This is a genomic window from Pseudomonas sp. AP19, from assembly GCF_001728855.1.
In the GTDB taxonomy this organism is placed as follows: Bacteria; Pseudomonadota; Gammaproteobacteria; order Pseudomonadales; family Pseudomonadaceae; genus Aquipseudomonas; species Aquipseudomonas fluorescens.
In genome coordinates, this window is record NZ_LXJP01000036.1 from 1 (window position 1) to 23330 (window position 23330).

26 protein-coding genes are annotated in these 23330 nt (G+C 61.2%); 10 read left to right on the top strand and 16 right to left on the bottom strand.

The features are described from left to right. Nucleotides 1-234, bottom strand: a 234-nt coding sequence (locus A7D21_RS22320; RefSeq protein WP_371859230.1) for a leucyl/phenylalanyl-tRNA--protein transferase, incomplete at its 3' end; no start/stop codon positions are given. Between the two features lie 498 nt (nucleotides 235-732). Between A7D21_RS22320 and A7D21_RS22325 the strand changes: the two genes are divergently transcribed. The 6 genes from A7D21_RS22325 to cysG are packed head-to-tail and all read left to right on the top strand — an operon-like array spanning nucleotide 733 to nucleotide 8235. Next, nucleotides 733-3141, top strand: a complete 2409-nt coding sequence (locus A7D21_RS22325; RefSeq protein WP_053256825.1) for a DNA translocase FtsK — start codon at nucleotides 733-735, stop codon at nucleotides 3139-3141. Between the two features lie 54 nt (nucleotides 3142-3195). Beyond that, nucleotides 3196-3819, top strand: a complete 624-nt coding sequence (gene lolA / locus A7D21_RS22330) for an outer membrane lipoprotein chaperone LolA (RefSeq protein WP_064452889.1) — start codon at nucleotides 3196-3198, stop codon at nucleotides 3817-3819. A 27-nt stretch (nucleotides 3820-3846) separates the two neighbouring features. Then, nucleotides 3847-5169, top strand: coding sequence for a replication-associated recombination protein A (locus A7D21_RS22335; protein ID WP_053256823.1), 1323 nt, complete (start codon nucleotides 3847-3849; stop codon nucleotides 5167-5169). Continuing rightward, nucleotides 5169-5543 carry a fluoride efflux transporter CrcB gene (gene crcB, locus A7D21_RS22340; protein ID WP_069552724.1) on the top strand — a complete coding sequence of 125 codons (375 nt, stop codon included), beginning with the start codon at nucleotides 5169-5171 and terminating at the stop codon, nucleotides 5541-5543. Before A7D21_RS22335 ends, crcB begins: the two co-directional genes overlap by 1 nt. Before the next feature lie 16 nt (nucleotides 5544-5559). Next, nucleotides 5560-6840 carry a serine--tRNA ligase gene (gene serS / locus A7D21_RS22345; RefSeq protein ID WP_053256822.1) on the top strand — a complete coding sequence of 427 codons (1281 nt, stop codon included), beginning with the start codon at nucleotides 5560-5562 and terminating at the stop codon, nucleotides 6838-6840. Beyond that, nucleotides 6841-8235, top strand: coding sequence for a siroheme synthase CysG (gene cysG / locus A7D21_RS22350; RefSeq protein ID WP_053256821.1), 1395 nt, complete (start codon nucleotides 6841-6843; stop codon nucleotides 8233-8235). 109 nt (nucleotides 8236-8344) lie between these two features. Here the strand turns inward: cysG and A7D21_RS22355 are convergent, their stop codons facing one another. The 6 genes from A7D21_RS22355 to tusD form a co-directional block, all read right to left on the bottom strand. Continuing rightward, on the bottom strand, nucleotides 8345-9340 hold the full coding sequence (locus A7D21_RS22355) for a glutathione S-transferase family protein (RefSeq protein ID WP_053256820.1): 996 nt from the start codon (nucleotides 9338-9340) through the stop codon (nucleotides 8345-8347). 88 nt (nucleotides 9341-9428) lie between these two features. Continuing rightward, nucleotides 9429-10430: a glycosyl transferase family protein gene (locus A7D21_RS22360; RefSeq protein WP_053256819.1), complete on the bottom strand. Its 1002-nt coding sequence runs from the start codon at nucleotides 10428-10430 to the stop codon at nucleotides 9429-9431. Then, the gene (locus A7D21_RS22365; protein ID WP_053256818.1) at nucleotides 10427-10762 is read right to left on the bottom strand and encodes a TusE/DsrC/DsvC family sulfur relay protein; all 336 of its coding nucleotides are present in this window, start codon (nucleotides 10760-10762) and stop codon (nucleotides 10427-10429) included. The genes A7D21_RS22360 and A7D21_RS22365 overlap by 4 nt, the downstream gene beginning before the upstream one ends. Further along, the gene (tusB, locus tag A7D21_RS22370; protein WP_053256817.1) at nucleotides 10759-11037 is read right to left on the bottom strand and encodes a sulfurtransferase complex subunit TusB; all 279 of its coding nucleotides are present in this window, start codon (nucleotides 11035-11037) and stop codon (nucleotides 10759-10761) included. The genes A7D21_RS22365 and tusB overlap by 4 nt, the downstream gene beginning before the upstream one ends. Beyond that, a complete protein-coding gene (gene tusC, locus A7D21_RS22375; protein ID WP_053256816.1) occupies nucleotides 11037-11387 on the bottom strand; it encodes a sulfurtransferase complex subunit TusC in 351 nt (116 codons plus the stop codon). Before tusC ends, tusB begins: the two co-directional genes overlap by 1 nt. A 1-nt stretch (nucleotide 11388) precedes the next feature. Further along, a complete protein-coding gene (gene tusD / locus A7D21_RS22380; RefSeq protein WP_053256815.1) occupies nucleotides 11389-11781 on the bottom strand; it encodes a sulfurtransferase complex subunit TusD in 393 nt (130 codons plus the stop codon). A gap of 157 nt (nucleotides 11782-11938) precedes the next feature. On the opposite strand from tusD, the gene A7D21_RS22385 reads away from it, so the two are divergent. Beyond that, complete coding sequence (locus A7D21_RS22385) at nucleotides 11939-13120, top strand: CaiB/BaiF CoA-transferase family protein (protein ID WP_069552725.1); 1182 nt, start codon at nucleotides 11939-11941, stop codon at nucleotides 13118-13120. Between the two features lie 33 nt (nucleotides 13121-13153). Here A7D21_RS22385 and A7D21_RS22390 read toward each other — a convergent pair whose 3' ends face one another. Further along, nucleotides 13154-13648, bottom strand: a complete 495-nt coding sequence (locus A7D21_RS22390) for a SprT family zinc-dependent metalloprotease (protein WP_053257992.1) — start codon at nucleotides 13646-13648, stop codon at nucleotides 13154-13156. Nucleotides 13649-13775: 127 nt separating this feature from the next. Then, complete coding sequence (locus tag A7D21_RS22395) at nucleotides 13776-14378, bottom strand: Yip1 family protein (protein WP_053256813.1); 603 nt, start codon at nucleotides 14376-14378, stop codon at nucleotides 13776-13778. Nucleotides 14379-14679: 301 nt separating this feature from the next. Between A7D21_RS22395 and ttcA the strand changes: the two genes are divergently transcribed. Together ttcA and A7D21_RS22405 are read left to right on the top strand one after the other, a co-directional pair. Continuing rightward, nucleotides 14680-15504, top strand: coding sequence for a tRNA 2-thiocytidine(32) synthetase TtcA (ttcA, locus tag A7D21_RS22400; protein ID WP_053256812.1), 825 nt, complete (start codon nucleotides 14680-14682; stop codon nucleotides 15502-15504). A gap of 67 nt (nucleotides 15505-15571) precedes the next feature. Then, nucleotides 15572-16243 (top strand): DNA-3-methyladenine glycosylase I, encoded by a 672-nt coding sequence (locus A7D21_RS22405; protein WP_053256811.1) that lies wholly within the window; start codon nucleotides 15572-15574, stop codon nucleotides 16241-16243. A 124-nt stretch (nucleotides 16244-16367) separates the two neighbouring features. Here the strand turns inward: A7D21_RS22405 and A7D21_RS22410 are convergent, their stop codons facing one another. From A7D21_RS22410 to arsC, 3 genes are read right to left on the bottom strand one after another with little or no spacing between them, the layout of a single operon-like run. Next, complete coding sequence (locus A7D21_RS22410) at nucleotides 16368-16775, bottom strand: DUF2069 domain-containing protein (RefSeq protein ID WP_053256810.1); 408 nt, start codon at nucleotides 16773-16775, stop codon at nucleotides 16368-16370. Then, complete coding sequence (gene wrbA, locus A7D21_RS22415; protein ID WP_053256809.1) at nucleotides 16759-17373, bottom strand: NAD(P)H:quinone oxidoreductase; 615 nt, start codon at nucleotides 17371-17373, stop codon at nucleotides 16759-16761. The genes A7D21_RS22410 and wrbA overlap by 17 nt, the downstream gene beginning before the upstream one ends. Then, on the bottom strand, nucleotides 17370-17723 hold the full coding sequence (gene arsC, locus A7D21_RS22420) for an arsenate reductase (glutaredoxin) (protein ID WP_053256808.1): 354 nt from the start codon (nucleotides 17721-17723) through the stop codon (nucleotides 17370-17372). Before arsC ends, wrbA begins: the two co-directional genes overlap by 4 nt. Before the next feature lie 115 nt (nucleotides 17724-17838). Here arsC and A7D21_RS22425 point away from each other — a divergent pair, with 115 nt between their 5' ends. Continuing rightward, nucleotides 17839-18300, top strand: a complete 462-nt coding sequence (locus A7D21_RS22425; RefSeq protein ID WP_053256807.1) for a TlpA disulfide reductase family protein — start codon at nucleotides 17839-17841, stop codon at nucleotides 18298-18300. A 137-nt stretch (nucleotides 18301-18437) separates the two neighbouring features. Here the strand turns inward: A7D21_RS22425 and A7D21_RS22430 are convergent, their stop codons facing one another. The 4 genes from A7D21_RS22430 to A7D21_RS22445 all read right to left on the bottom strand — a co-directional run bounded on the left by A7D21_RS22430 (nucleotide 18438) and on the right by A7D21_RS22445 (nucleotide 23171). Next, nucleotides 18438-18842, bottom strand: a complete 405-nt coding sequence (locus A7D21_RS22430; RefSeq protein WP_053256806.1) for an META domain-containing protein — start codon at nucleotides 18840-18842, stop codon at nucleotides 18438-18440. Continuing rightward, the gene (locus A7D21_RS22435; RefSeq protein ID WP_053256805.1) at nucleotides 18839-19279 is read right to left on the bottom strand and encodes a hypothetical protein; all 441 of its coding nucleotides are present in this window, start codon (nucleotides 19277-19279) and stop codon (nucleotides 18839-18841) included. The genes A7D21_RS22430 and A7D21_RS22435 overlap by 4 nt, the downstream gene beginning before the upstream one ends. Before the next feature lie 71 nt (nucleotides 19280-19350). After that, on the bottom strand, nucleotides 19351-20340 hold the full coding sequence (locus tag A7D21_RS22440) for a 2-hydroxyacid dehydrogenase (RefSeq protein ID WP_069552726.1): 990 nt from the start codon (nucleotides 20338-20340) through the stop codon (nucleotides 19351-19353). 77 nt (nucleotides 20341-20417) lie between these two features. Then, a complete protein-coding gene (locus A7D21_RS22445; protein ID WP_069552753.1) occupies nucleotides 20418-23171 on the bottom strand; it encodes a response regulator in 2754 nt (917 codons plus the stop codon). Nucleotides 23172-23330: the final 159 nt, after the last annotated feature.

Below are 23330 nucleotides of genomic sequence, written 5' to 3' on the forward strand. Positions count from 1 at the left end.
GCCCAGGCTGCGCGAAACATGCAGTTCGTCGGGGAATATCACCGTGCGCGGGTCCGGAGACCACCAGAGAATGGGTTGGCCCTCTGAGAACCACGGAAAGCAGCCATGGCGATAGGCCTGGACCAGTCGTTCGGCCGACAGGTCGCCACCGGCGGCGAGCAAGCCATTGGGTTCGCGCATGGCCTTGGCCAGTGGCGGAAAAGTCAGCGAATCGCGTTGCAACCAGGTCAGCATGGTATCCAGGCTTATGGAAGGGGAGGGGAGTGGCAGGTCAGTCGCCTGCCGCAAGAGTGCTGATTATTGTCGACGCAGCGCTGTGGGGCCAGCCCGAATAGGGCATTGAGTGGGATTAGCGTGAGCGGGTGTTTCTGCAACTCTATGCCTGGGGCGCGGTCGTAATCGGGTCTGTGCCGTGGAGGCCATTGGCCAAGCTTGCCTGGTTTGCTAAATACAGCTCATAAGCCTTTGTCAGCAAAGGCAATGCATGCTCAAATTGAACAGGCTGTGACACTTCAATTGTCCAGGCCGCCGGGTGAAGGGTAAGGACGTGGCATCGCCGACGCAAACCCGTACAATGCGGCCATTATGGCGTGATCGTCATTTCGTCGATCCATCATCCGGTGTTAAAAAGTAGATTCAACGACGCTCGTTCATTTTTCAGCTGCTCGGATTGGGCAGTATTTACAGTCATTCAATAGATGGACGCGCTAAAGGCGCAGGAAAAGACCCGTTTTGAAGAAATCCGCCGCAACACCTAAAGCAGCAGTCGTGCCGGCCTGGCGTCAGCACCTGCACTACCGACTCAAGGAAGGTGCGCTGATCGCCATTGGCGCGCTGTGCCTGTTCCTGATGATGGCCTTGCTCACCTATGGCAAGGACGATCCGGGCTGGAGCCACAACAGCAAGATCGAAGACGTGCAGAACTTCGGCGGTCCCGCCGGTTCCTACAGCGCCGATATTCTGTTCATGGTGCTCGGCTACTTTGCCTACATCTTCCCGCTGCTGCTGGCGATCAAGACCTGGCAGATCTTCCGCCAGCGTCACGAACCGTGGCAGTGGAGCGGCTGGCTGTTCTCCTGGCGCCTGATCGGCCTGGTGTTCCTGGTGCTCTCCGGCGCGGCGCTGGCGCATATCCATTTCCATGCACCCACCGGCTTGCCGGCGGGCGCAGGCGGGGCGCTGGGCGAAAGCCTCGGCGACCTGGCGCGCAAGACCCTGAATATCCAGGGCAGCACCTTGATGTTTATCGCGCTGTTCCTGTTCGGCCTTACCGTGTTCACCGACCTGTCGTGGTTCAAGGTGATGGACGTGACCGGCAAGATCACGCTCGACCTGCTCGAACTGTTTCAGGGCGCCGCCAACCGCTGGTGGTCGGCCCGGGTTGATCGCAAGCGCATGGTCGCGCAACTGCGCGAGGTCGATACCCGTGTCAACGAAGTGGTGGCGCCGAGCACCCCGGACCGACGTGAGCAAGCCAAGGTCAAGGAACGCCTGATCGAACGCGAACAGGCCCTGAGCAAGCACATGTCGGACCGCGAGAAGCAGGTGCCGCCAGTGATTACACCGGCGCCGGCCAAGGCGCCCGAGCCCAGTGCCCGCGTGCAGAAAGAGAAACAGGCGCCGTTGTTTGTCGACAGCGCCGTCGAAGGCACCTTGCCGCCGATCTCGATTCTCGACCCGGCCGAAAAGAAACAGCTCAACTATTCTCCGGAGTCGCTGGCGGCGGTAGGCCACCTGCTGGAAATCAAACTCAAGGAATTCGGCGTCGAAGTCACCGTGGATTCGATCCACCCAGGCCCGGTCATTACCCGTTACGAGATTCAGCCGGCCGCAGGCGTCAAGGTCAGCCGTATTTCCAACCTGGCGAAAGACCTGGCGCGTTCCCTGGCGGTGACCAGCGTTCGTGTGGTGGAAGTGATTCCCGGCAAGACCACCGTCGGTATCGAGATTCCCAACGAAGACCGCCAGATCGTGCGCTTCTCCGAAGTGCTGTCGACCCCGGAATACGACAACTTCAAATCGCCGGTCACCTTGGCGCTGGGTCATGACATCGGCGGCAAGCCGGTGATTACCGACCTGGCCAAAATGCCGCACTTGCTGGTTGCCGGTACGACGGGTTCCGGTAAGTCGGTGGGTGTGAACGCGATGATTCTGTCGATCCTGTTCAAGTCCGGCCCCGATGACGCCAAGCTGATCATGATCGACCCGAAGATGTTGGAACTGTCGATCTACGAAGGCATTCCGCACCTGTTGTGCCCGGTCGTGACCGACATGAAGGACGCCGCCAACGCGCTGCGCTGGAGCGTCGCCGAGATGGAGCGCCGCTACAAGCTGATGGCGAAGATGGGCGTGCGTAACCTGTCCGGCTTCAACGCCAAGGTCAAGGAAGCCCAGGATGCCGGCACACCGCTGACCGACCCGCTGTACAAGCGCGAAAGCATTCACGACGAAGCGCCGCTGCTGACCAAGCTGCCGACCATCGTGGTGGTGGTCGATGAGTTTGCCGACATGATGATGATCGTCGGCAAGAAGGTTGAAGAACTGATTGCCCGTATCGCCCAGAAGGCGCGTGCCGCCGGTATTCACTTGATTCTCGCCACCCAGCGTCCGTCGGTGGATGTCATCACGGGTCTGATCAAGGCCAACATCCCGACGCGGATGGCGTTCCAGGTGTCCAGCAAGATCGACTCGCGGACCATCATCGACCAGGGCGGCGCCGAGCAACTGCTTGGCCACGGTGACATGCTTTACATGCCGCCGGGCACCAGTCTGCCGATTCGTGTGCATGGCGCCTTTGTGTCCGATGACGAAGTACACCGCGTGGTGGAAGCCTGGAAGCTGCGCGGCGCACCGGAATACAACGACGATATCCTCGCGGGCGTTGAAGAGGCCGGCAGCGGCTTCGACGGCGGCAGTGGTGGTGGCGACGACGATGCCGAAACCGACGCGCTGTATGACGAAGCCGTGGCGTTCGTGCTCGAAAGTCGCCGCGCTTCGATCTCCGCAGTGCAGCGCAAACTGAAAATCGGCTACAACCGCGCCGCCCGCATGATCGAAGCCATGGAAAACGCTGGCGTTGTGACTGCTATGAACACCAACGGCTCGCGTGAAGTCATCGCCCCCGGGCAAATGCGCGACTGATCACATGCCGCGTGGCAGCACGCGGCTCGCCCTAACGACTCAATGAGGACTCCCATGCGTCTTATCCGCATGCTGTTGTTGCCGGCACTGGCCCTGACGGCTGTTTCGGCCCACGCCGACCCGGCCTCCGTAGCCAGCCTGAAGAACCTGTTGGACAAATCCCAGACCCTCACCGCGCGCTTCTCTCAGCTGACCCTGGACGCCGGTGGCACCCAGCTGCAGCAAACCGAGGGTGAAATGGCCGTGCAGCGCCCAGGGCTGTTCTACTGGCACACCGAAGGGAAGTCCGAGCAGACCATCGTTTCCGATGGCCAGAAAGTCACGCTGTGGGACCCGGACCTGGAGCAGGCGACCATCAAGAAGCTGGACCCGCGCCTGAACCAGACCCCGGCGCTGCTGCTCTCGGGCGACGTGTCGAAAATCAACGACAGCTTCGAGATCACCTCCAAGCAAACCAGCAACGTTATCGAGTTCACCCTCAAGCCGAAATCCAAGGACACGTTGTTTGACAGCCTGAACCTGTCGTTCGGCAACGGCGTGATCAACAACATGCGCCTGATCGACAGTGTCGGCCAGCGCACCGATATCCTGTTCTCCGGGGTCAAGGCCAACCAGCCGGTGCCGGCATCCAAGTTCAAGTTCGACATCCCCAAGGGTGCCGATGTGATCCAGGAATAACCTGCCTAGAGGTTTCAATCGCTGCCCATGGACCTGTTTCGAAGTGACCCGATTGCTCAGCCCCTGGCCGCACGCTTGCGTTCGACCAACCTGGATGAGTACGTCGGGCAAGAACACCTGCTCGCTCGCGGCAAGCCATTGCGCGAAGCCCTGGAGCAGGGTGCGCTGCACTCGATGATTTTCTGGGGGCCGCCGGGCGTGGGTAAAACCACCCTGGCGCGCCTGCTGGCAAAGGTGTCGGATGCACACTTCGAAACGGTTTCTGCGGTGCTGGCCGGGGTCAAGGAGATCCGCCAGGCGGTGGAAGTCGCCAAGCAGCAGGCCGGGCAATATGGCAAGCGCACCATCCTGTTCGTCGATGAAGTGCACCGCTTCAACAAGTCCCAGCAGGATGCGTTTTTGCCGTATGTCGAAGACGGCACGCTGATTTTTATCGGCGCGACCACTGAAAACCCCTCGTTTGAACTCAATAACGCTTTGCTCTCACGGGCGCGCGTCTACGTGCTCAAGAGCCTGGACGAAGCGGCGATGCGAAAGCTGTTGCACCGCGCCTTGAGCGAAGACAAGGGCTTGGGCAAGCGTCAGCTCAGTCTCAGTGACGAAGGCTTCAAGATTCTGCTGAGCGCCGCCGATGGCGACGGCCGGCGTTTTCTCAATCTGTTGGAGAATGCCTCCGACCTCGCCGAAGACGGCAACGAGATCGGCGTCGACCTTCTGCAAAGTCTGCTCGGCGACACCCGCCGCCGCTTCGACAAGGGCGGTGAAGCCTTCTACGATCAGATCTCGGCGCTGCACAAATCCGTGCGCGGCTCCAACCCCGACGGCGCGCTGTACTGGTTTGCGCGGATGATCGACGGTGGTTGCGACCCACTGTACCTGGCGCGCCGCGTGGTGCGCATGGCCAGCGAAGACATCGGCAACGCCGACCCGCGCGCGTTGAGCCTGTGCCTGGCCGCCTGGGAGGTGCAGGAACGCCTTGGCAGCCCGGAAGGCGAGTTGGCCGTTGCACAGGCCATTACGTATCTGGCCTGCGCGCCGAAAAGCAACGCGGTGTACATGGGCTTCAAATCGGCCCTGCGCGCCGCCGCCGAACATGGCTCGCTCGAAGTGCCGCTGCACCTGCGCAACGCACCGACCAAACTGATGAAACAACTGGGCTACGGTGATGAATATCGCTATGCCCATGACGAGCCGGACGCCTACGCGGCCGGCGAAGATTACTTCCCCGATGAGCTTGAGCCGCAGCCGTTCTACCAGCCGGTCCCTCGTGGTCTGGAGCTGAAGATCGGTGAAAAGCTCAATCACCTCGCCCAACTCGATCGCCTCAGCCCCAAACAGCGGAGAAAGTAGTGCTCAAGACGATTCTTGCCGTGTCCGTAGCCGGCATCGCTGGTACATTATTGCGTTTCGCCACCGGAACGTGGGTCAGCGCCAATTGGCCGAAGCATTTTTATGCGGCGACCCTGGCGGTCAACCTGGTGGGCTGCTTGATCATCGGGCTGTTGTACGGGTGGTTCCTGTTGCGCCCGGAAGTGCCGATTGAAATGCGGGCCGGCTTGATTGTCGGCTTTGTAGGCGGTCTGACGACCTTTTCATCCTTTTCACTGGATACGCTGCGCCTGCTGGAAAGCGGGCAGGCCCTGGTAGCCTTCGGTTACCTGGGCATCAGCGTGTTCGGCGGGCTGCTCGCCACTTGGGCTGGCCTGTCCTTGACCAAACTTTGATAAACGAGAGACCGACATGCTCGATTCCAAACTGTTACGTAGCAACCTTCAGGACGTAGCGGACCGCCTGGCATCCCGTGGCTTTGCCTTGGATGTTGCGCGCATCGAAGCGCTGGAAGAACAGCGCAAGACCGTCCAGACCCGCACCGAAGCACTGCAGGCTGAGCGGAATGCGCGTTCCAAATCCATCGGTCAGGCCAAGCAGCGCGGCGAAGACATTGCGCCGTTGATGGCGGACGTCGAGCGCATGGGCACCGAGCTGTCCGACGGCAAAGTCGAGCTGGAAGGCATTCAGAGCGAGCTGGATTCGATCCTGCTGGGCATTCCCAACCTGCCGCACGAGTCCGTGCCGATTGGCGAAGACGAAGACGGCAACGTCGAAGTGCGCCGTTGGGGCACACCCAAAGCCTTTGATTTCGAGATCAAGGACCACGTTGCCCTGGGCGAATTGACCGGTGGCCTGGATTTCGAAACTGCCGCCAAGATGTCCGGCGCGCGTTTTGCCTTGCTGCGCGGTCCGATTGCGCGCATGCACCGTGCCCTGGCGCAGTTCATGATCAACCTGCATACCGGCGAACACGGCTACGAAGAAGCCTACACCCCGTATCTGGTGCAGGCGCCGGCGCTGATGGGCACCAGCCAGTTGCCGAAATTCGAAGAAGACCTGTTCAAGATCAGCCGTGATGGCGAAGCTGATTTGTACCTGATCCCGACGGCCGAAGTGTCGCTGACCAATATTGTGGCCGGCGAGATCCTCGATGCCAAACAGCTGCCGATCAAGTTCGTCGCTCACAGCCCATGCTTTCGCAGTGAAGCCGGTGCGTCGGGCCGTGACACCCGCGGCATGATCCGCCAGCACCAGTTCGACAAGGTCGAGATGGTGCAAGTGGTTGAGCCGTCGACCTCCATGGAAGCCCTGGAAGGCCTGACTGCCAACGCCGAGCGCGTCCTGCAACTGCTTGAGCTGCCTTACCGCGTGCTGGCGCTGTGCACCGGCGACATGGGCTTCAGCGCCGTGAAGACCTACGACCTTGAAGTGTGGGTGCCGAGCCAGGACAAATACCGCGAAATTTCGTCGTGCTCCAACTGCGGTGATTTCCAGGCCCGTCGCATGCAGGCGCGTTTCCGTAACCCGGAAACCGGCAAGCCGGAACTGGTGCACACCCTCAACGGTTCGGGGCTGGCGGTGGGTCGCACCCTGGTAGCCGTACTGGAAAACTACCAGCAGGCTGACGGTTCGATCCGTGTGCCTGAGGTGCTCAAGCCTTACATGGCGGGCGTTGAGGTCATCGGCTAAATGGAATTTCTGCCGCTGTTTCATAACCTGCGCGGCAGTCGTGTGTTGGTCGTCGGTGGCGGGGAGATTGCGTTGCGCAAATCCCGGCTGCTGGCCGACGCCGGTGCGTTGCTGCGGGTGGTTGCTCCCCAGATCGAAGACCAGTTGCGTGAATTGGTACTGGGCAGTGGCGGGGAACTGATTTTGCGCGGTTATCAGGAGCCCGACCTTGATGGTTGCGTGCTGATTATCGCGGCGACGGACGACGAGCCGCTGAACGCGCAAGTGTCCAGTGATGCCAAGCGTCGTTGCGTGCCGGTCAATGTAGTGGACGCGCCAGCCTTGTGCAGCGTGATCTTCCCGGCGATTGTCGACCGTTCGCCGTTGGTGATTGCAGTGTCCAGCGGCGGCGATGCGCCGGTGCTGGCGCGCTTGATCCGGGCCAAGCTGGAAACCTGGATTCCGTCCACTTACGGTCAGTTGGCCGGGTTGGCGGCGCGCTTCCGTGCCCAGGTCAAAGGTTTGTACCCGGACGTTCAGCAGCGTCGTGCGTTTTGGGAAGAGGTTTTCCAGGGCCCGATCGCCGACCGACAGTTGGCCGGGCAGGGCGATGAAGCTGAGCGCTTGCTGATTGAAAAGGTCAACGGCGCGCCACCGTACGCGCCGGGCGAGGTTTATTTGGTGGGCGCAGGCCCGGGTGATCCGGACCTGCTGACCTTCCGCGCCCTGCGCCTGATGCAGCAAGCCGACGTGGTGCTGTATGACCGTCTGGTCGCTCCGGCGATTCTCGAACTGTGCCGCCGTGATGCCGAGCGCATTTACGTCGGCAAACGTCGCGCCGACCATGCCGTGCCGCAAGACCAGATCAACCAGCAATTGGTGGACCTGGCCAAGCAAGGCAAGCGCGTGCTGCGCCTCAAAGGTGGCGATCCGTTCATCTTTGGTCGTGGTGGCGAAGAGATCGAGGAGCTGGCGGCCCATGGCATTCCGTTCCAGGTAGTGCCGGGCATCACCGCCGCCAGTGGCTGCGCGGCTTATGCCGGGATTCCGCTGACGCACCGTGACTATGCCCAGTCGGTACGGTTTATCACCGGGCATTTGAAGAACGGGACGTCAGACCTGCCTTGGCAGGATCTGGTGGGGCCGTCGCAGACCCTGGTGTTCTACATGGGGTTGATTGGCTTGCCGATCATCTGCGAACAACTGATCAAGCACGGTCGCGCAGCGGATACCCCGGCGGCGTTGATCCAGCAGGGCACCACGTCCAATCAGCGCGTGTTTACCGGCACCCTGGCGGACTTGCCGCGCATGGTGGCGGAGCATGAAGTGCACGCGCCGACCTTGGTCATCGTCGGTGAAGTGGTGGTGTTGCGCGAGAAGCTCAAGTGGTTTGAGGGCGCGCAATCCCAGGTCTGATCCTTTAACGCATCGCGGGTAAGCCCGTTCCCACATTGGCCTGTGTAGACCCAAATGTGGGAGGGGGCTTGCCCCCGATGAGGCCTTCAAACACAGCGACTGATTCGGATCAGCCCTGGACGCCTTTGCCACTTAGCCGCTTCCTGTCATGCCCGGCATCAAAGGTTTGCAACGGCCCTTTCGGCACAATCCCCGTCGGATTGATCGTCCGATGGCTCGCGTAGTAATGCCCCTTGATGTGCGCAAAATCCACCGTCTCGGCCACGCCCGGCCATTGGTACATCTCCCGCAGCCAGTTCGACAAGTTCGGATAATCGGCAATCCGCCGCAGGTTGCATTTGAAGTGGCTGTAATACACCGCATCAAAACGAATCAGCGTGGTGAACAGCCGCACATCGGCTTCGGTCAGGTATTCACCGGCCAGGTAACGGTGCGCGTCCAAGTGCCGCTCCAGGTGATCGAGCTCGGCAAACACATCATCAAATGCGCTTTCATAGGCCTTTTGCGAGGTGGCGAAGCCTGCGCGGTACACGCCATTGTTCACGGCCGGGTAGATGCGGTCGTTCAGCGCGTCGATGCTTGCACGTAGTGCTTCGGGGTAGAAGTCCAGCGTGTTGCCGGTCAGGTCGTTGAAGGCGCTGTTAAACATGCGGATGATTTCCGCGGATTCATTGCTCACGATGCGCTTGAGCTTTTTGTCCCAGAGCACCGGTACGGTGACGCGGCCGGTGTAGTCGGCAGTGTCCGCGGTGTAGCGCTGGTGCATGAATTCGAACCCATCGAGCCTGTCGCCGGTGGAGCCGTGGGCCTTGTCGAAGGTCCAGCCGTTTTCCAGCATCAGCCAACTGACCACGGAAACGTCAATCAGGCTTTCCAGGCCCTTGAGCTTGCGCAGGATCAAGGTGCGGTGGGCCCACGGGCAGGCGAGGGAAACATACAGATGATAGCGACCGGCTTCTGCCTGGAAGCCGCCTTCGCCACTGGGGCCGGGCTCGCCGTTGGCTGTAACCCAGTGACGCCGTTGCGCCTGTTCGCGCTGGAAAGCGCCGTCTGCACTGCTTTCGTACCACTGGTCTTTCCAGTGTCCTTCGATCAGCAAACCCATGACTGGCTCCTTGGCTAATAAGCGTTGGAGCCCAGTCTAAAGGGATGAGTTCGAACTAAAAGCGCAAAGACTGCGGGGTAATGATCGATTAAATCGATTTGTCCCGCGCGTCCCAGTAATGCTGGGCCAGTTCGAAGGCCTGCTCCCGTGGGTGGCCGAGGCCGCGCAAGGCCAGTGCCATGGTGGCGATCAGGGCCAGTTGCGGGTAGCTGTCCTCGACATCGCCGCGCCACAGCGCTTTCAAATGCTCGGGCTCCAGGGTCGCGGGTTTGACGTGGCGCTGGTCGGAGAGGGCAGGCCACTCTTCGTCCCAGCTTTCGCCGCCGGTGGTGCCATAGAGGTGGCTCAAGGTGTCGGGGTTGATCTCGACCTCGCCACCATCGCCCTTGACCACAATCACGTTGTCGCCGAGCAGGCCGCTGGCGTCACGGTGCACGCCCTGATAACCGGGGTGGAAAATACTTTGCAGGCCGCAACGTGCATTCAGCGGGTTGAGCAGACGCGCCAGGGAATGGATCGGCGAGCGCAGGCCCAGGGTGTTACGCAAATCAATCATGCGTTGCAGTTGCGGTGCCCAGTCACCCAGAGGCATAAACGCCAGGTTGCCGTGTTCGAACGCGCTTTCAACCTGCTGCCAATTACGGCACAACGGGATCTGCAGCCCGTCCAGCAATTGCTCGGTGTACAACCGGCCAGCGGTGTGAGCGCCGCCGCCGTGCATCAGGATGCGCACACCGTTCTGCGCCAGGCATTTGGCCGCCAGCAAATACCACGGCAGGTGGCGTTTTTTGCCGGCGTAGGTAGGCCAGTCGATATCAACGTTCAACGCCGGCGCATTCAGGCGTTCGCGCACCGCTTCGGTAAACCCGGCGAGTTCTTCCGGGCTTTCTTCCTTGTGCCGCAGCAACATCAGGAAGGCGCCGAGCTGGGTGTCTTCGACTTTTTCGTCGAGCAGCATGCCCATGGCCTCACGGGCTTCTTCGCGGGTGAGGTTGCGCGCGCCGCGCTTGCCTTTGCCCAGGATGCGCACGAACTGCGCAAACGGGTGTTCGGCAGGGGTTTGAAGGGTCAGCGGGGCAAAATCGGTCATAAGCAATTCGTCGGCCTGGGCAGGCCCGCCAGCTTGGCGGCGAGTTTGGCGGGAGTGCCGTTGAACAGTGTGTTGAGGTGCAGGCTATTGCCCTTTTCCGGGCCCAGTTTCAAGGCGGTGTACTTGATCAGTGGGCGCGTGGCGGGGGACAACTGAAACTCGGCGTAGAAACCCCGCAGCAGTTCGAGGATTTCCCAGTGGTCTGCCGTCAATTCCAGACGTTCGGCGGCGGCAAGGGCGTTGGCCACGTCGGTGGACCATTGATTCAGGTCGACGAGATAGCCGTCCTTGTCCAGTTCCAGGGTGCGCGAACCTACGGTCAAGGTGTTCATAGCCAGGTGTTGACCTTGTCGTAGTCGATCGACAACTGCACGAACCCTGGATAGTCCACGCTGTCGGCCCAGTCTGGCAGGGGCAGATTGCGCGCCTGCATGTCTTCGGCCAGCACAAAGACCTTCACGCCCTTGGTGTGCAGCGCTGCATCGTGCAGGCCGTAGGCGCCATCGCCGCACAGCAGGATCGCGTCTTCGGCGCCGCAAACGCGCAGGCAACTGGCGAGGCGGCTATCGGTGAATGGGGAGTGGGACACCACATGTAAAGTCGACATCAGAGGGTAATCACCTGGTCGTAACGGTCAATCAGTTGGGAAATCTGCTCGTTGCCCAAGGCCTGAGCACTGGCGGGTGGCGCGAGCCCGCGCGCGGCCAGGCTGTGGCTGCAGGCAAACACGTCATCGATCCCGAACAGGCCCAACGCCTGCAAGTTGGCGCTGAGGTCTTTTTGCTGCACGGCCTTGGCGTCCTGGTGTGGCGCCAGCTGAAACACGCCGTCATCCATAAACAGCAGGCCGATCGGCAGATCAAATGCGCCACCGGCCAGCACGATATCCAGCGCTTCACGCGCGCTCGGCCCGGACCACGGTGCCTGACGGCTGATTACCAATAAGGATTTGGACATCTCACGGCCCTCCAAAGCAGATCAGGCGGTCAGCGGCCTGGGCGGCGTCATGCAACTGCCCAAGGCCCGACAGCGCCCACGGCGCGTCGAGGTTCACAGCGCTGCGTTGATAGCGCGTGGCCTCTTCCTTGTTCAGCACGCCGCGGCGCAAGGCAGCGGCGATGCACACCACGCCGTCGAGCTGGTGCGCGCTGACAAACTCGCGCCATTGCCGGGCGATGTCTTGCTCATCCTGGGGCGCAACGATGTTAGTGGAGGCGCTGTACACCCCGTCCTGATAAAAAAACAGCCGCACAATCTCATGCCCACCGGCCAGCGCGGCCTGTGCGAACAGCAAGGCGCGGCGCGAGGAGGGCGCATGGGCGGCGGAAAACAACGCAATCGCAAACTTCATGGAACACTCTGCAAGCAAACGTAGGCCAATCATAAAGCCGCCGCCGCGAAAAAGCCCGCCGTGATCAAAACGGTCACTCGCGGTGATTGTTCTGACGATTGCCGCCAGGCGCAAGGCTGCCTACGCTGTGGGCATTCGAACCCCAAATGGAGTCGCCATGTCAGGTCCCTTGGCTTCGCTCAAAGTGCTGGATTTTTCCACCTTGCTGCCGGGTCCGTTCGCGTCCTTGATGCTGGCGGACATGGGCGCCGAGGTATTGCGCATCGAATCGCCCACGCGCATGGACCTCTTGCGGGTGTTGCCGCCGCATGATCAGGGGACCTCGGCGAGCCATGCCTATCTCAATCGCAATAAACGCAGCCTGGCGCTGGATCTCAAGCAGGCCGAGGCCCTGGAGATCGTGCGCGAGTTGGTCAAAGACTACGACATCGTCCTTGAGCAATTCCGGCCTGGGGTGATGGAGCGTCTGGGCCTGGGTTATGAGGCGTTGAAGGCGATCAACCCGAAGCTGATTTATGTGTCGATTACCGGCTATGGCCAGACCGGCCCTTACAAAGACCGGGCCGGGCACGATATCAACTACCTGGCGCTGGCCGGTGTCGCCAGTTACACCGGTCGTCAAGACAGCGGGCCGCTGCCGCTCGGCGTGCAATTGGCGGATGTCGGCGGTGGTTCGCTGCATGCGGTAGTCGGTTTGCTCGCGGCGGTGATTGCCCGGCAACAGACCGGGGTTGGCCAATACCTGGATGTGAGCATGACCGATTGCTCGTTCAGCCTGAACGCGATGGCCGGGGCAGGGTATCTGGCCTGTGGTGTGGAGCCGGGTTGGGAGACGCATGTGCTGAACGGCGGCAGCTTCTACGATTATTACCGCTCCCGCGATGGCCGCTGGATGTCGGTCGGCAGTCTGGAACCCGCGTTTATGCAGGCCTTGTGCGCGGGATTGGGGCGTCCGGAGTTGGCGGCACACGGCCTGTCGCCCAAACCGGAACAGCAAAAAGCGCTGAAGCTGGGATTGCAGGTCGAGTTCGAGAAACGCAGCTTTGATGAGTTGTGCGAGCTGTTTGCCGGGCTGGATGCATGTGTCGAGCCGGTACTGAGCTTGAGTGAGGCTGTGGAGCATCCGCAGTTGAAAGCGCGGCAACTGGTCAGCCAGGTGCCGCGCGGCGATGGCTCGACCCAGGCGCAAATCGCCTGTCCGTTGAAGTTTTCCGAGGGTTTGCCGCAGCCTCGGCATATTGGCGCGGCTGTGGGGGCGCACAGTGATGAAGTGCTCGCCGAGTTAGGCTTCAGTGCTCAGCGGATCGACGCCTTGCGGCGGGCCAAGGTGGTTGGGTAGTGCCCGGGCAGGCGCTACCGCAGGCACCCTCCATCACTCCACCCGAGTTTCCCCGGTGTACACCAAGGTATGCCGGCACCGTCGGCACAAATAACGCCGCCCCTGGTTCACCAACCCATGCCGCTGGGCTGAGAACGGGAAGTCGCTGTCGGCACACGGGCAGCGGTAGATATAGCGGGTCACTTGTCGACGCTTGACTGCATAGGTGTGGCAGCGATCCGGCGGCAGTTCGTAAACCCCGCGCATGATCAATTGCCATTCCTCGCCATGGGGCTGGATGCGCTCGCCAAACAATTGGTGGGCAATCAGGTGCGCCACTTCATGGGCCACGGTCTGTTTAAGGAAGTGCTGGCTGTTTTCGCGGTACAACTGTGGGTTGAAGCGCAGCAGGTTCTCGTGCAAATGCGCGACACCGGCTTTCTGGCCCCGCAGCTTGAGGCTGACCTGGGGGCGTTTGAAGCTTCGTTTGAAAAAGGATTCGGCTTGCAGGAAACAATCTTCGACGCGGGTATTGAGTTGCTCGGGCATGCTGTACATATCTCCAGAGACGTCCAGTATGCCGCAAAAGCAGGTGTTTCCGAATCTGTCAGGCGCCGAATGGTCATGCATAACGCACAAAGCCACCTTGCGGTGGCCTTGCCCAGGGTTTATCAGCCTAATTGGTATAGATCGGTCCCACGCCCAGGCCCCACACGATCACAGTAAACGCCATGATCGCCACCAGCACCACCAGGCCCACGGCCAGTACCGAGCTGGAAAACAGGAAGCCCTCGTCCGGGTCAATGCTCATAAAGGTCGGCAGCCCCACATACAGCAGGTACACCGTGTAGCAGATCGCCGCCGTGCCCACGACCATTCCCAGCCACATGTGCGGGTAGAGCGCTGCCAGCCCGCCGATAAACAGCGGGGTCGCCGTGTAAGTGGCAAACGCGACACACCGCGCCATGCTGGGGCTTGCGTCATAGGTACGGGCCATCCAGTGAATGAACGCGCCCATCACCGCCACGCCGCCAAGCATGGCCGCATACGACATCAGGGTCATCCACAGTGCGCTTTCCTGGGTCAGCATGACCGGGGAGCGGTTGCCAATGACCCAGCCGACGCGGGTGGTGCCGATAAAGGCAGAGACGGCGGGGATCGCCGCGAGAATCAAGGTGTGAGTGAGGTACATGTGGCCGATACTTTCTTCTTTATCGCCACGAATTTCCCGCCATTCCTGGTCGGGATGGGTAAACAGCCCCACGACGTGATGGATCATGCCAGTCACTCCTGTCGTAATTACCATCGCCCCCCATCGGAGCGCCCACGGGCCAAATGGCCTCAAAGGTCCTGGATAGTTGTGCGACCTCAAGTCGCAGTATAGGAAGTCATGACCGGAAAAACTGTAGGGCTTTAGAGCAAATTGCGCTGTAAACATTGGCGCTAATCGCGGTGAGGTCTGTCGGCCGCCACGCGAACGGCAGGGTGGGCCGCGGGCGCGCTCCCACCTTGGAACTTGGGCGTCCTTACCGCTAAAATACCGCGCTTTTCGTCACACACCTCTAGCGGATCCAAGCGCCATGGGCACTCTTACGGTCAACCAGAACAAACTGCAAAAACGCCTGCGTCGCCTGGCCGGTGAAGCGGTCGCCGATTTCAACATGATCGAAGAGGGCGACAAGGTCATGGTCTGCCTCTCCGGCGGCAAAGACAGCTACACCCTGCTTGACGTGCTGCTGCACCTGCAGAAGGTCGCACCGATCAAGTTCGAGATCGTCGCCGTCAACATGGACCAGAAACAACCGGGTTTCCCCGAGCATGTCCTGCCGGCCTATCTGAAAGCATTGGGCGTCGAGTATCACATCGTCGAGAAAGACACCTATTCGGTGGTCAAGGAACTGATCCCGGAAGGCAAAACCACCTGTTCGCTGTGCTCGCGCCTGCGCCGTGGCACGCTCTACACCTTTGCCGATGAAATCGGCGCGACCAAGATGGCCCTCGGTCATCACCGCGATGACATCGTCGAGACGTTTTTCCTCAATATGTTCTTCAACGGCTCGCTCAAGGCCATGCCGCCCAAGCTGCGCGCCGATGACGGGCGCAACGTGGTGATCCGCCCGCTGGCGTATTGCAACGAGAAAGACATCCAGGCCTACTCCGACTTCAAGCAATTCCCGATCATCCCGTGCAACCTGTGTGGCTCCCAGGAAAACCTGCAACGCCAGGTGGTCAAGGAAATGCTCGTGGATTGGGAACGCAAGACACCCGGGCGCACCGAGAGCATCTTCCGCAGCTTACAGAATGTGCAGCCGTCGCAATTGGCCGACCGCAACCTGTTCGACTTCACCAGCCTGAAAATTGATGAGACCGCCGCTTCGCGCTTCGTCAATGTTGTGAACCTCTAGCCCGTTTCAACGCTCTGAAAGACGGCGCTTGCGGGCGCCGTTTTCAATTCAATTGCCAGGAGAGGGCATGCGCGATTACAAGTGGCTGCACGAATATTGTCTGAACCGCTTCGGTTCGGCGGCCGAGTTGGAAGCCCATCTGCCTGTACCCAAGACCCCGGCGCAATTGCGCAAAATCAGTGATGACCGTTACCTGTCGACCCTGGCGCTGCGGGTATTCCGTGCGGGCCTGAAGCACAGTGTGGTGGATTCGAAGTGGCCTGCGTTCGAGCAGGTCTTCTTCGGCTTCGACCCGGAAAAGGTGGTGTTGATGGGCGCAGAGCACCTGGAGCGCTTGATGCAGGACACTCGTATCATCCGTCACCTGGGCAAACTCAAAAGTGTGCCGCGCAATGCGCAGATGATGCTGGATATCGAGCAGGAAAAGGGCAGTTTCGGCGCGTTTATCGCCGACTGGCCAGTGACCGATATCGTCGGTTTGTGGAAGTACCTGAGCAAGCACGGCCATCAATTGGGCGGGCTGTCGGCGCCGCGCTTCCTGCGCATGGTAGGCAAGGACACCTTTGTGCCGAGCGATGACGTGGTGGCGGCCTTGAATGCGCAGAAAATCGTCGACAAAGCGCCGACCAGCCTGCGTGATCTGGCGACGGTGCAGGGTGCGTTCAACCAGTGGCACGCCGAGAGTGGGCGGCCGATGTGCCAGTTGTCGATGATGCTGGCTTACACCGTCAACCATTGAGACCGAGGTGATGCCTTCGCGAGCAAGCCCGCTCCCACATTCGACCGCATTCCAAAGGATGTACGCGGACAAATGTGGGAGCGGGCTTGCTCGCGAAGACTGACTATCAGGCGCCGAATCTCTATCAGGCCTCAGCCAACCGCCGATTCAACTGATGCCGCCACCGCACATACAACAACGCGGTGCAAAACACCGCCAGGCTCGCGAGCATTTCCAGCACGCCGAACCACTGCCGGTTCGGGTCATACGCGGCCAGCGCGCCCTTGATGAAGTACAGGTTCACCACAAAGCACATCCACGAATGCCCGCGCGCGCTGCCGAGCAACATCCCTGGGGCCAACAACACCAATGGCACCAGTTCGATGAGCAGGATTACCCATGGACGTGCGCCGTGCAGGTCGGCGACGAACAGGTAATACCCGCACAACAAACCCACCAACCCAAGAAACGCCAGCAGGCTCAGCACCCGTGCGACCTTGACCCGTGGTTCCAGCCACGCCCGGGGCGGCAGGACTTTAGGCTTTCTGGCCACGGCCGTTCTCCAGCAACACGGCGGTGTTGGCCAGGCGCAAGCCCAAGGCGCGGCACAGGGTGATTTCGTGTTGATCGAGCATGCGCTTGCCGTCGGGCCCGGCGTGATGGCTGGCGCCATACGGCGTGCCGCCGCCCTGGGTGTCCAGCAGCGCCTGCTCGCTGTAAGGCAGGCCGGTGATCAGCATGCCGTGGTGCAACAGCGGCAACAGCATCGACATCAGTGTGGTTTCCTGGCCGCCATGCAGGCTGGCGGTGGAAGTGAATACACCCGCGGGCTTGCCGACGAGCGCGCCGGTGAGCCACAAGTTGCTGGTGCCATCCAGAAAGTATTTGAGCGGTGCGGCCATGTTGCCGAAGCGCGTCGGGCTGCCGAGGGCCAGGGCCGAGCAGTTTTTCAAATCATCCAGGCTTGCATACAGCGCGCCTTCGTCCGGGATACTCGGCGCCACGGCTTCGCATTCGGCGGAGATCGCCGGCACGGTGCGTAAGCGCGCTTCCAGGCCACCTTGCTCGATACCTCGGGCAATTTGACGGGCCATTTCGCTCACCGAACCATTGCGGCTGTAATACAACACCAGCACATAGGGCGCAGTCACGGCAGGATCTCCAGCACGTTTTCCGGCGGACGGCCAATGATGGCTTTGTCGCGGGTTTCCAGAATCGGGCGTTCCATCAGCTTCGGATGTTCGGCGATGGCGGCGATCAACTGGGTTTCGCTGAGGCTGGCGTCGGCCAGGTTGAGGGCTTTGTATTCCTCTTCGCCGGTGCGCAGCAGTTGGCGCGCGCTGATCCCCAGCTTGCCGAGCAAAGCCTTTAATTGCGCGGCGTTCAGCGGGGTTTCGAGGTAGCGAACCACGCTCGGATTGAGGCCGCGAGCTTCCAGCAGTTCGAGCGCTCCGCGGGATTTCGAGCAGCGCGGGTTGTGATAAAGCGTCAGATCGGTCATGTGCGGGTCGCATCTTGCGTAAGGTGGCGGGTATTCTACCTGCGCTGCGGCCCGTCCTTAAACCGTAAGAGGCGATAGGTCGCAGCCAACGTTCATTTTTGCGAAGGATTACCCCATGACTAGGCGACTGATCGGTGCATTGGCGATCATCACAACCCTGCTGCTCAGCGGCTGCGGTAACGATTACGGCGTTGACCAATACGGCAAGAAAGTGGCGGCCGAACGCTTGGACAAACAATGGGTGGTGGTCAATTACTGGGCCGAATGGTGTGGCCCGTGTCGCACGGAAATTCCCGAACTGAATGCCTTGGCCGAGCAGTTGAAAGGGCAGAACGTGGGCGTGTTCGGGGTCAATTTCGACAACGTACAGGGTGAAGAACTCAAGGCCGCCAGCGAGAAGCTGGGGATCAAGTTCACCGTGCTGGCGCAGAACCCCGAGGAGATTTTTGATATTCCGCGCAGTGAGGCGTTGCCAGTGACCTACATCATTGATGACAAGGGCAAGGTGCGTGAACAGTTGATGGGTGAGCAGACAGCGCAAGGCGTGTTGGCCAAACTTAAAGCCTTACGCGGCTAAAGCAACCACAAACCAATGTGGGAGGGGGCTTGCTTCCGATGGCAGTCTGTCAGCGACTTATTAGTGGACTGACCCACGGCTATCGGGAGCAAGCCCCCTCCCACACTTAGACCTCACCCGTATCTGGATTGGGGCTATCAGCCTTCTTCAAGCCACAGGCGAATCGGCTTGCCTTCGGCCGGCCAGAAGCGCGTCTGCTCGATCGGCGAGATGTCCCAACGCTCAACGCCTTGCAGGGCCTGGAAGAAGCGGTGTTCCTGCTCCATCAAGGCCTCGGCGCACAGTTTGCGGGTGCTGCCGATCTTGCCGAAGCTGAGCTTGTCGCCCTCGACGGTGTACGGTGCGAACCAGTGGTTGCAGCCGCCATTGCCATAGGCGCGGCCATCGGCACCGAGGGTGACGGTCAGGTTGGCGTAGTCCATCAGCGGGCGCTCGCCAATCCATTCCACGACATAGCTATGATCCTGCTTAAGCTTCACGGCATCCCCGGCGCAGCCCGTCAGGCCAACCGCGATGGCGGCGAGCATAAGCGCGCCTTTCATTGCGCGGCCTGCTGGCATTTCGGGCAGCGGTGCTTGTCGCCTTCGCTGGCCCAGCCCAATTCCTTGATGCGCGCGTTGGCGGCCGGTTGCAGCGGCTCTTTGGTCAGCTTGGTTTCCACCGCGAATTCAAACTCCAGCACGCTGTCGCAGCTGTCGCAATTGACCTTCCAGGTGTGAATCTCCAGCTCGCCGAATTTCGGCCCCTGGGCCATGGCGACCCATTGGCCCGCCGGGCGGATGGAATAGCGCGCGTCACCTTCGACGGTCAGGCGCATCGACAGGGTTTTACTGCCGCGCAGGGTGACGATCAGAATGTCGCCATGCTTGATCGAACCGCCGTTGCCAGTGACTTGGTAACGGCCCGGCACCAGGGCGCGGCATTCGATCAGGGTGTGTTGCGGGCTCAGCAAGCTGAAGCGGAAATCGTGTTCGGCCATGGATCCTCCAAATAGGCGCGGCATCCTATCACGGGTGCCGGCCGATCATGAGCCTGGTATGTGACCGCTGATCAACCGTCGACCAGGTTCTGCGGCTGGCCATTGGCCCAGGCGGCAATGTTGGCCAAGGTGGTGCCGGCGATTGCCGCCAGGGCCTCACGGGTAAGAAATGCCTGGTGTGCGGTGATGATCACGTTGGGGAAGGTCAGCAGGCGCGCGAGCACATCGTCTTGCAGGGGCAGGTCGGAGCGGTCCTCAAAAAACAGTTGGGCCTCTTCTTCGTACACGTCCAGCCCCAGGTAGCCGAGTTGGCCGTCCTTGAGGGCTTCGATCAGCGCCGGGGTCTCTACCAAACCACCGCGACCGGTGTTGATCAGCATCGCGCCAGGTTGCAGCTGCGCCAAAGAGCGGGCGTTGATCAGGTGCTTGCTGTCGACGGTCAGCGGGCAGTGCAGGCTGATGATCTGCGCTTGCGCCAGCAGTTCAGGCAGGCTGACGTAACGGGCGCCGAGGGCCTGGACCTGCGGGTTGGGGAAGGGGTCAAAGGCGAGCAACTGGCAGCCGAACCCGGCCATGATTTTCGCGAACGTGGCCCCGATCTGCCCGGTGCCGACCACCCCGACGGTCTTGCCCACCAGGTCGAAACCGGTCAGCCCATGCAGGCTGAAATCACCGTCGCGGGTGCGGTTGTAGGCGCGGTGCAGGCGGCGGTTGAGGGCCAGGATCAGCGCGACCGCGTGCTCGGCCACCGCGTGAGGCGAGTAGGCAGGAACGCGCACGATGCTCAGGCCCAGGCGCTTGGCGGCGGGCAAGTCGACATGGTTGTAACCGGCCGAGCGCAGGGCAATCAGGCGCGTGCCGCCTGCGGCCAACTGTTCCAGCACCGGAGCGCTGAGGTCATCATTGATAAACGCACAGACCACGTCGTGGTGTTCGGCCAGGGCCACGGTGTCGAGGTTGAGCCGGGCAGGTTGAAATTGCAGTTCAAGGCCGGTTGGCAGTGGCTCGCCGAGAAAACTGTCACGGTCGTAGGTCTGGCTGCTGAAAAGAATCACGCGCATGAAAAAGCTCCCTGCACTCGCGGAAAAAAATACATGACCCCGGTGGGCGCGGGCTTGCCCGCCCCCACACAGGCGCCTTAAACGCTGACGCGCGCCTCGCTGGCCAGCCGTGCAATGGCCATGTCCAGCTCGTCCAGCGCGGTGACGGCTTTGGCGTCGTCTTGCTTAAGCAAGGTTTCTGCACGTTGGCAGGCGGCGCGCAATTGCGGCACACCACAGTAGCGCGTGGCGCCATGCAAGCGGTGGACGCGCTCGATCAGGGCGTTGTTGTCTTTGGCTTCACGGGCGGCGGTAATGGCCAGGCGATCAGCTTCCAGCGAGGCCAGCAACATGGCGAGCATATCGGCCGCCAGGTCAGCTTTGTTGGCCGCCAGGCGCAGGCCTTCGTCATGGTCCAGTACCAGCAGTTGTACGCCTGGGCCAAAACTGTCAGTGGTGCGTTCCGGCCCTTGGTTGCGCAGGGCCAGGCCGGTCCATTTCAACACCACTTGGGCCAGTTGCCGCTCGCTGATGGGTTTGGTCAGGTAGTCGTCCATGCCGCTTTGCAGCAGGGCGCGTTTTTCGTTGGCCATGGCGTGGGCGGTGAGGGCGACCACCGGCAATGGCGTGCCGTGGCGCTCGCTTTCCCATTGGCGGATCGCCTCGGTGCTTTGGCGGCCGTCCATACCGGGCATTTGCACGTCCATCAGCACCAGGTCGAAGGTTTCCTGCTTCACAGCGTCGATGGCCGCGTAACCGCTTTCCACGGCCTGGACCTTGGCACCCATGTCTTCGAGCAGGGTTTGCACCAGCAGCAGGTTTGCCGGGTTGTCGTCCACGCAAAGCACACGGGGTGCGCGGCTGGACAGGGGCTCACCAGGCTCACTGCGCAACGGGCGCGGGCTGATCAGGTCGGCAAGGGCACGGCGCAGCTTGCGCGTACAGGCCGGCTTGGCCTGCAATTGGCTGTTGGGGTTGGGCACCGACTGGTTGAACAGCATCTGCTCGGTGGTCGGGCACAGCACCAGCACTTTGCAACCCAGGTGTTCAAGGTCCCAGAGATGCTGGTTGAGGCGTTCGGGCGGAATGTCATTGGCGGTGATGCCGAGCACGGCCAGGTCAATTGCCTGTTCGGTCTGATGGGCGCTGGTGATGCCGTTGGTGAGGCTTTCCAGGGTATTGAACGGCGTGACTTCCAGGCCGCAGTCTTCCAGTTGATGTTGCAGGGCCTGGCGCGCCAACTCGTGGTTTTCCAGCACGGCCACACGACGGCCGAGCAGCGGCGCGGAGGGCAGGTCTTCGGCGTCGTCGCGGGTTTTGGGCAGGTTCAGGCTGATCCAGAACTCCGAACCTTCGCCCGGCGTGCTGTCGACCCCGATTTCACCGCCCATCTGCTCGATCAGGCGCTTGGAGATCACCAGGCCCAGGCCGGTGCCGCCCGGTTGCCGCGACAGCGAGTTGTCGGCCTGGCTGAAGGCTTGGAACAGCGCGCGTACATCCTGGTTGGACAGCCCGATGCCGGTGTCTTGCACGCTGATGCGCAGTTGGACGCTGTCTTCCTGTTCGTCCTCGACCATCGCCCTGGCGACGATGGTGCCCTCGCGGGTGAACTTGATCGCATTGCTGATCAGGTTGGTGAGGATCTGTTTGAGGCGCAGCGGGTCGCCCACTAGCGCCAACGGCGTGTCGCGGTACACCAGGCTGACCAGTTCCAGCTGTTTGGCATGGGCGGCGGGGGCGAGGATGGTCAATGTGTCTTGCAGCAAATCGCGCAGGTTGAACGGCACGCTGTCGAGCACCAGCTTGCCCGCTTCGATTTTCGAGAAATCGAGGATTTCGTTGATGATGCCCAACAGGTTGTCGGCAGATTTCTCGATGGTGCCCAGGTAATCCAACTGACGCGGCGACAGCTCGCTTTTTTGCAGCAGGTGGGTAAAGCCGAGGATGCCGTTGAGTGGCGTGCGGATTTCATGGCTCATGTTGGCGAGGAATTCCGACTTGATACGGCTGGCTTCCAGGGCCTCCTTGCGCGCCAGGTCCAGCTCGATGTTCTGGATCTCGATGGTCTCCAGGTTCTGGCGCACGTCTTCGGTGGCCTGGTCGATACTGTGTTGCAGTTCTTCCTGGGCATTTTGCAGGGTTTCGGCCATGCGGTTGATGCCCGAGGCCAATTGGTCCAGCTCCTGGCTGCCCAAAGGCGGCAAACGGGTTTCCAGGTTGCCGTCCTTCAGTTGTGCCACGGCCTGCTTGATCTGGCCGATCGGCGAGTTGATCGTGCGGCTGATCCGCAGCGCCAGGGCCGCGGTGAAAATCAGGCCGATGGCGATCAACAGCAGGCTGGCAAACAGGCTGCGATAGCCGCGCAGCAACATGCCATTGTGTGAAAGCTCCACTTCGACCCAGCCGAGCAGGCGGTCAGCTTCGTCGGGGATCAATTCGCCGGCAAGGTTGCGATGGCGACCGAATACCGGCAGCAGGTAGCGCGTGGCGTCATTGCCGGTGCGTTGCAGCAGGTGGGAGCTGTTGCCGACGGGCGGCTGGTTAAGCATGGTCGGGCCGGCGTGGGCCAGGGATGAACGGTCCGGCGCAAGGAACGACACGGCGCGCACGTCCGGTTGCTCCAGCGACTGGGTAGCGATGCGCTCCAGCAGGTCGGTGTTCTTGCTGCTTAACGCAGGGGCCACCAGCGGTGCCAATTGTTCAGCGATCATTTCGCCGCGTTGCAGCAATTGGGACTGCAATTCCGACAGCTGCATCCAGGTGAAATAGCCCCCTAACAGCAGGGCCATCAAGCTGGTCGGTAATAAGGTCAGCAACAGTACGCGGCCTTTTATCCCCATTTTTGTAAGCACGCCACTCTCCTGTTGCCACATTGTTTTCAATGATCCGCGCGGGCATCCGGCCCACGCTACCTGCGCAGTGTAGCCATTTGCGCGGTGCGGAATCTCGCAAATTAATGACAGACCGCAATCTGCGGGCCATTGGGCGCCAGCTGGCGATTGCCTGCGACA

What these genes read in the sequence shown, in the direction of transcription:
- lolA (WP_064452889.1), top strand. Translation starts at nt 3,196, where the DNA reads ATGCGTCTTATCCGCATGCTGTTGTTGCCGGCACTGGCCCTGACGGCT.
- A7D21_RS22335 (WP_053256823.1), top strand. Translation starts at nt 3,847, where the DNA reads ATGGACCTGTTTCGAAGTGACCCGATTGCTCAGCCCCTGGCCGCACGC.
- serS (WP_053256822.1), top strand. Translation starts at nt 5,560, where the DNA reads ATGCTCGATTCCAAACTGTTACGTAGCAACCTTCAGGACGTAGCGGAC.
- cysG (WP_053256821.1), top strand. Translation starts at nt 6,841, where the DNA reads ATGGAATTTCTGCCGCTGTTTCATAACCTGCGCGGCAGTCGTGTGTTG.
- A7D21_RS22355 (WP_053256820.1), bottom strand. Translation starts at nt 9,340, where the DNA reads ATGGGTTTGCTGATCGAAGGACACTGGAAAGACCAGTGGTACGAAAGC.
- A7D21_RS22360 (WP_053256819.1), bottom strand. Translation starts at nt 10,430, where the DNA reads ATGACCGATTTTGCCCCGCTGACCCTTCAAACCCCTGCCGAACACCCG.
- A7D21_RS22365 (WP_053256818.1), bottom strand. Translation starts at nt 10,762, where the DNA reads ATGAACACCTTGACCGTAGGTTCGCGCACCCTGGAACTGGACAAGGAC.
- tusB (WP_053256817.1), bottom strand. Translation starts at nt 11,037, where the DNA reads ATGTCGACTTTACATGTGGTGTCCCACTCCCCATTCACCGATAGCCGC.
- tusC (WP_053256816.1), bottom strand. Translation starts at nt 11,387, where the DNA reads ATGTCCAAATCCTTATTGGTAATCAGCCGTCAGGCACCGTGGTCCGGG.
- tusD (WP_053256815.1), bottom strand. Translation starts at nt 11,781, where the DNA reads ATGAAGTTTGCGATTGCGTTGTTTTCCGCCGCCCATGCGCCCTCCTCG.
- A7D21_RS22385 (WP_069552725.1), top strand. Translation starts at nt 11,939, where the DNA reads ATGTCAGGTCCCTTGGCTTCGCTCAAAGTGCTGGATTTTTCCACCTTG.
- A7D21_RS22390 (WP_053257992.1), bottom strand. Translation starts at nt 13,648, where the DNA reads ATGCCCGAGCAACTCAATACCCGCGTCGAAGATTGTTTCCTGCAAGCC.
- A7D21_RS22395 (WP_053256813.1), bottom strand. Translation starts at nt 14,378, where the DNA reads ATGATCCATCACGTCGTGGGGCTGTTTACCCATCCCGACCAGGAATGG.
- ttcA (WP_053256812.1), top strand. Translation starts at nt 14,680, where the DNA reads ATGGGCACTCTTACGGTCAACCAGAACAAACTGCAAAAACGCCTGCGT.
- A7D21_RS22405 (WP_053256811.1), top strand. Translation starts at nt 15,572, where the DNA reads ATGCGCGATTACAAGTGGCTGCACGAATATTGTCTGAACCGCTTCGGT.
- arsC (WP_053256808.1), bottom strand. Translation starts at nt 17,723, where the DNA reads ATGACCGATCTGACGCTTTATCACAACCCGCGCTGCTCGAAATCCCGC.
- A7D21_RS22425 (WP_053256807.1), top strand. Translation starts at nt 17,839, where the DNA reads ATGACTAGGCGACTGATCGGTGCATTGGCGATCATCACAACCCTGCTG.
- A7D21_RS22430 (WP_053256806.1), bottom strand. Translation starts at nt 18,842, where the DNA reads ATGAAAGGCGCGCTTATGCTCGCCGCCATCGCGGTTGGCCTGACGGGC.
- A7D21_RS22435 (WP_053256805.1), bottom strand. Translation starts at nt 19,279, where the DNA reads ATGGCCGAACACGATTTCCGCTTCAGCTTGCTGAGCCCGCAACACACC.
- A7D21_RS22440 (WP_069552726.1), bottom strand. Translation starts at nt 20,340, where the DNA reads ATGCGCGTGATTCTTTTCAGCAGCCAGACCTACGACCGTGACAGTTTT.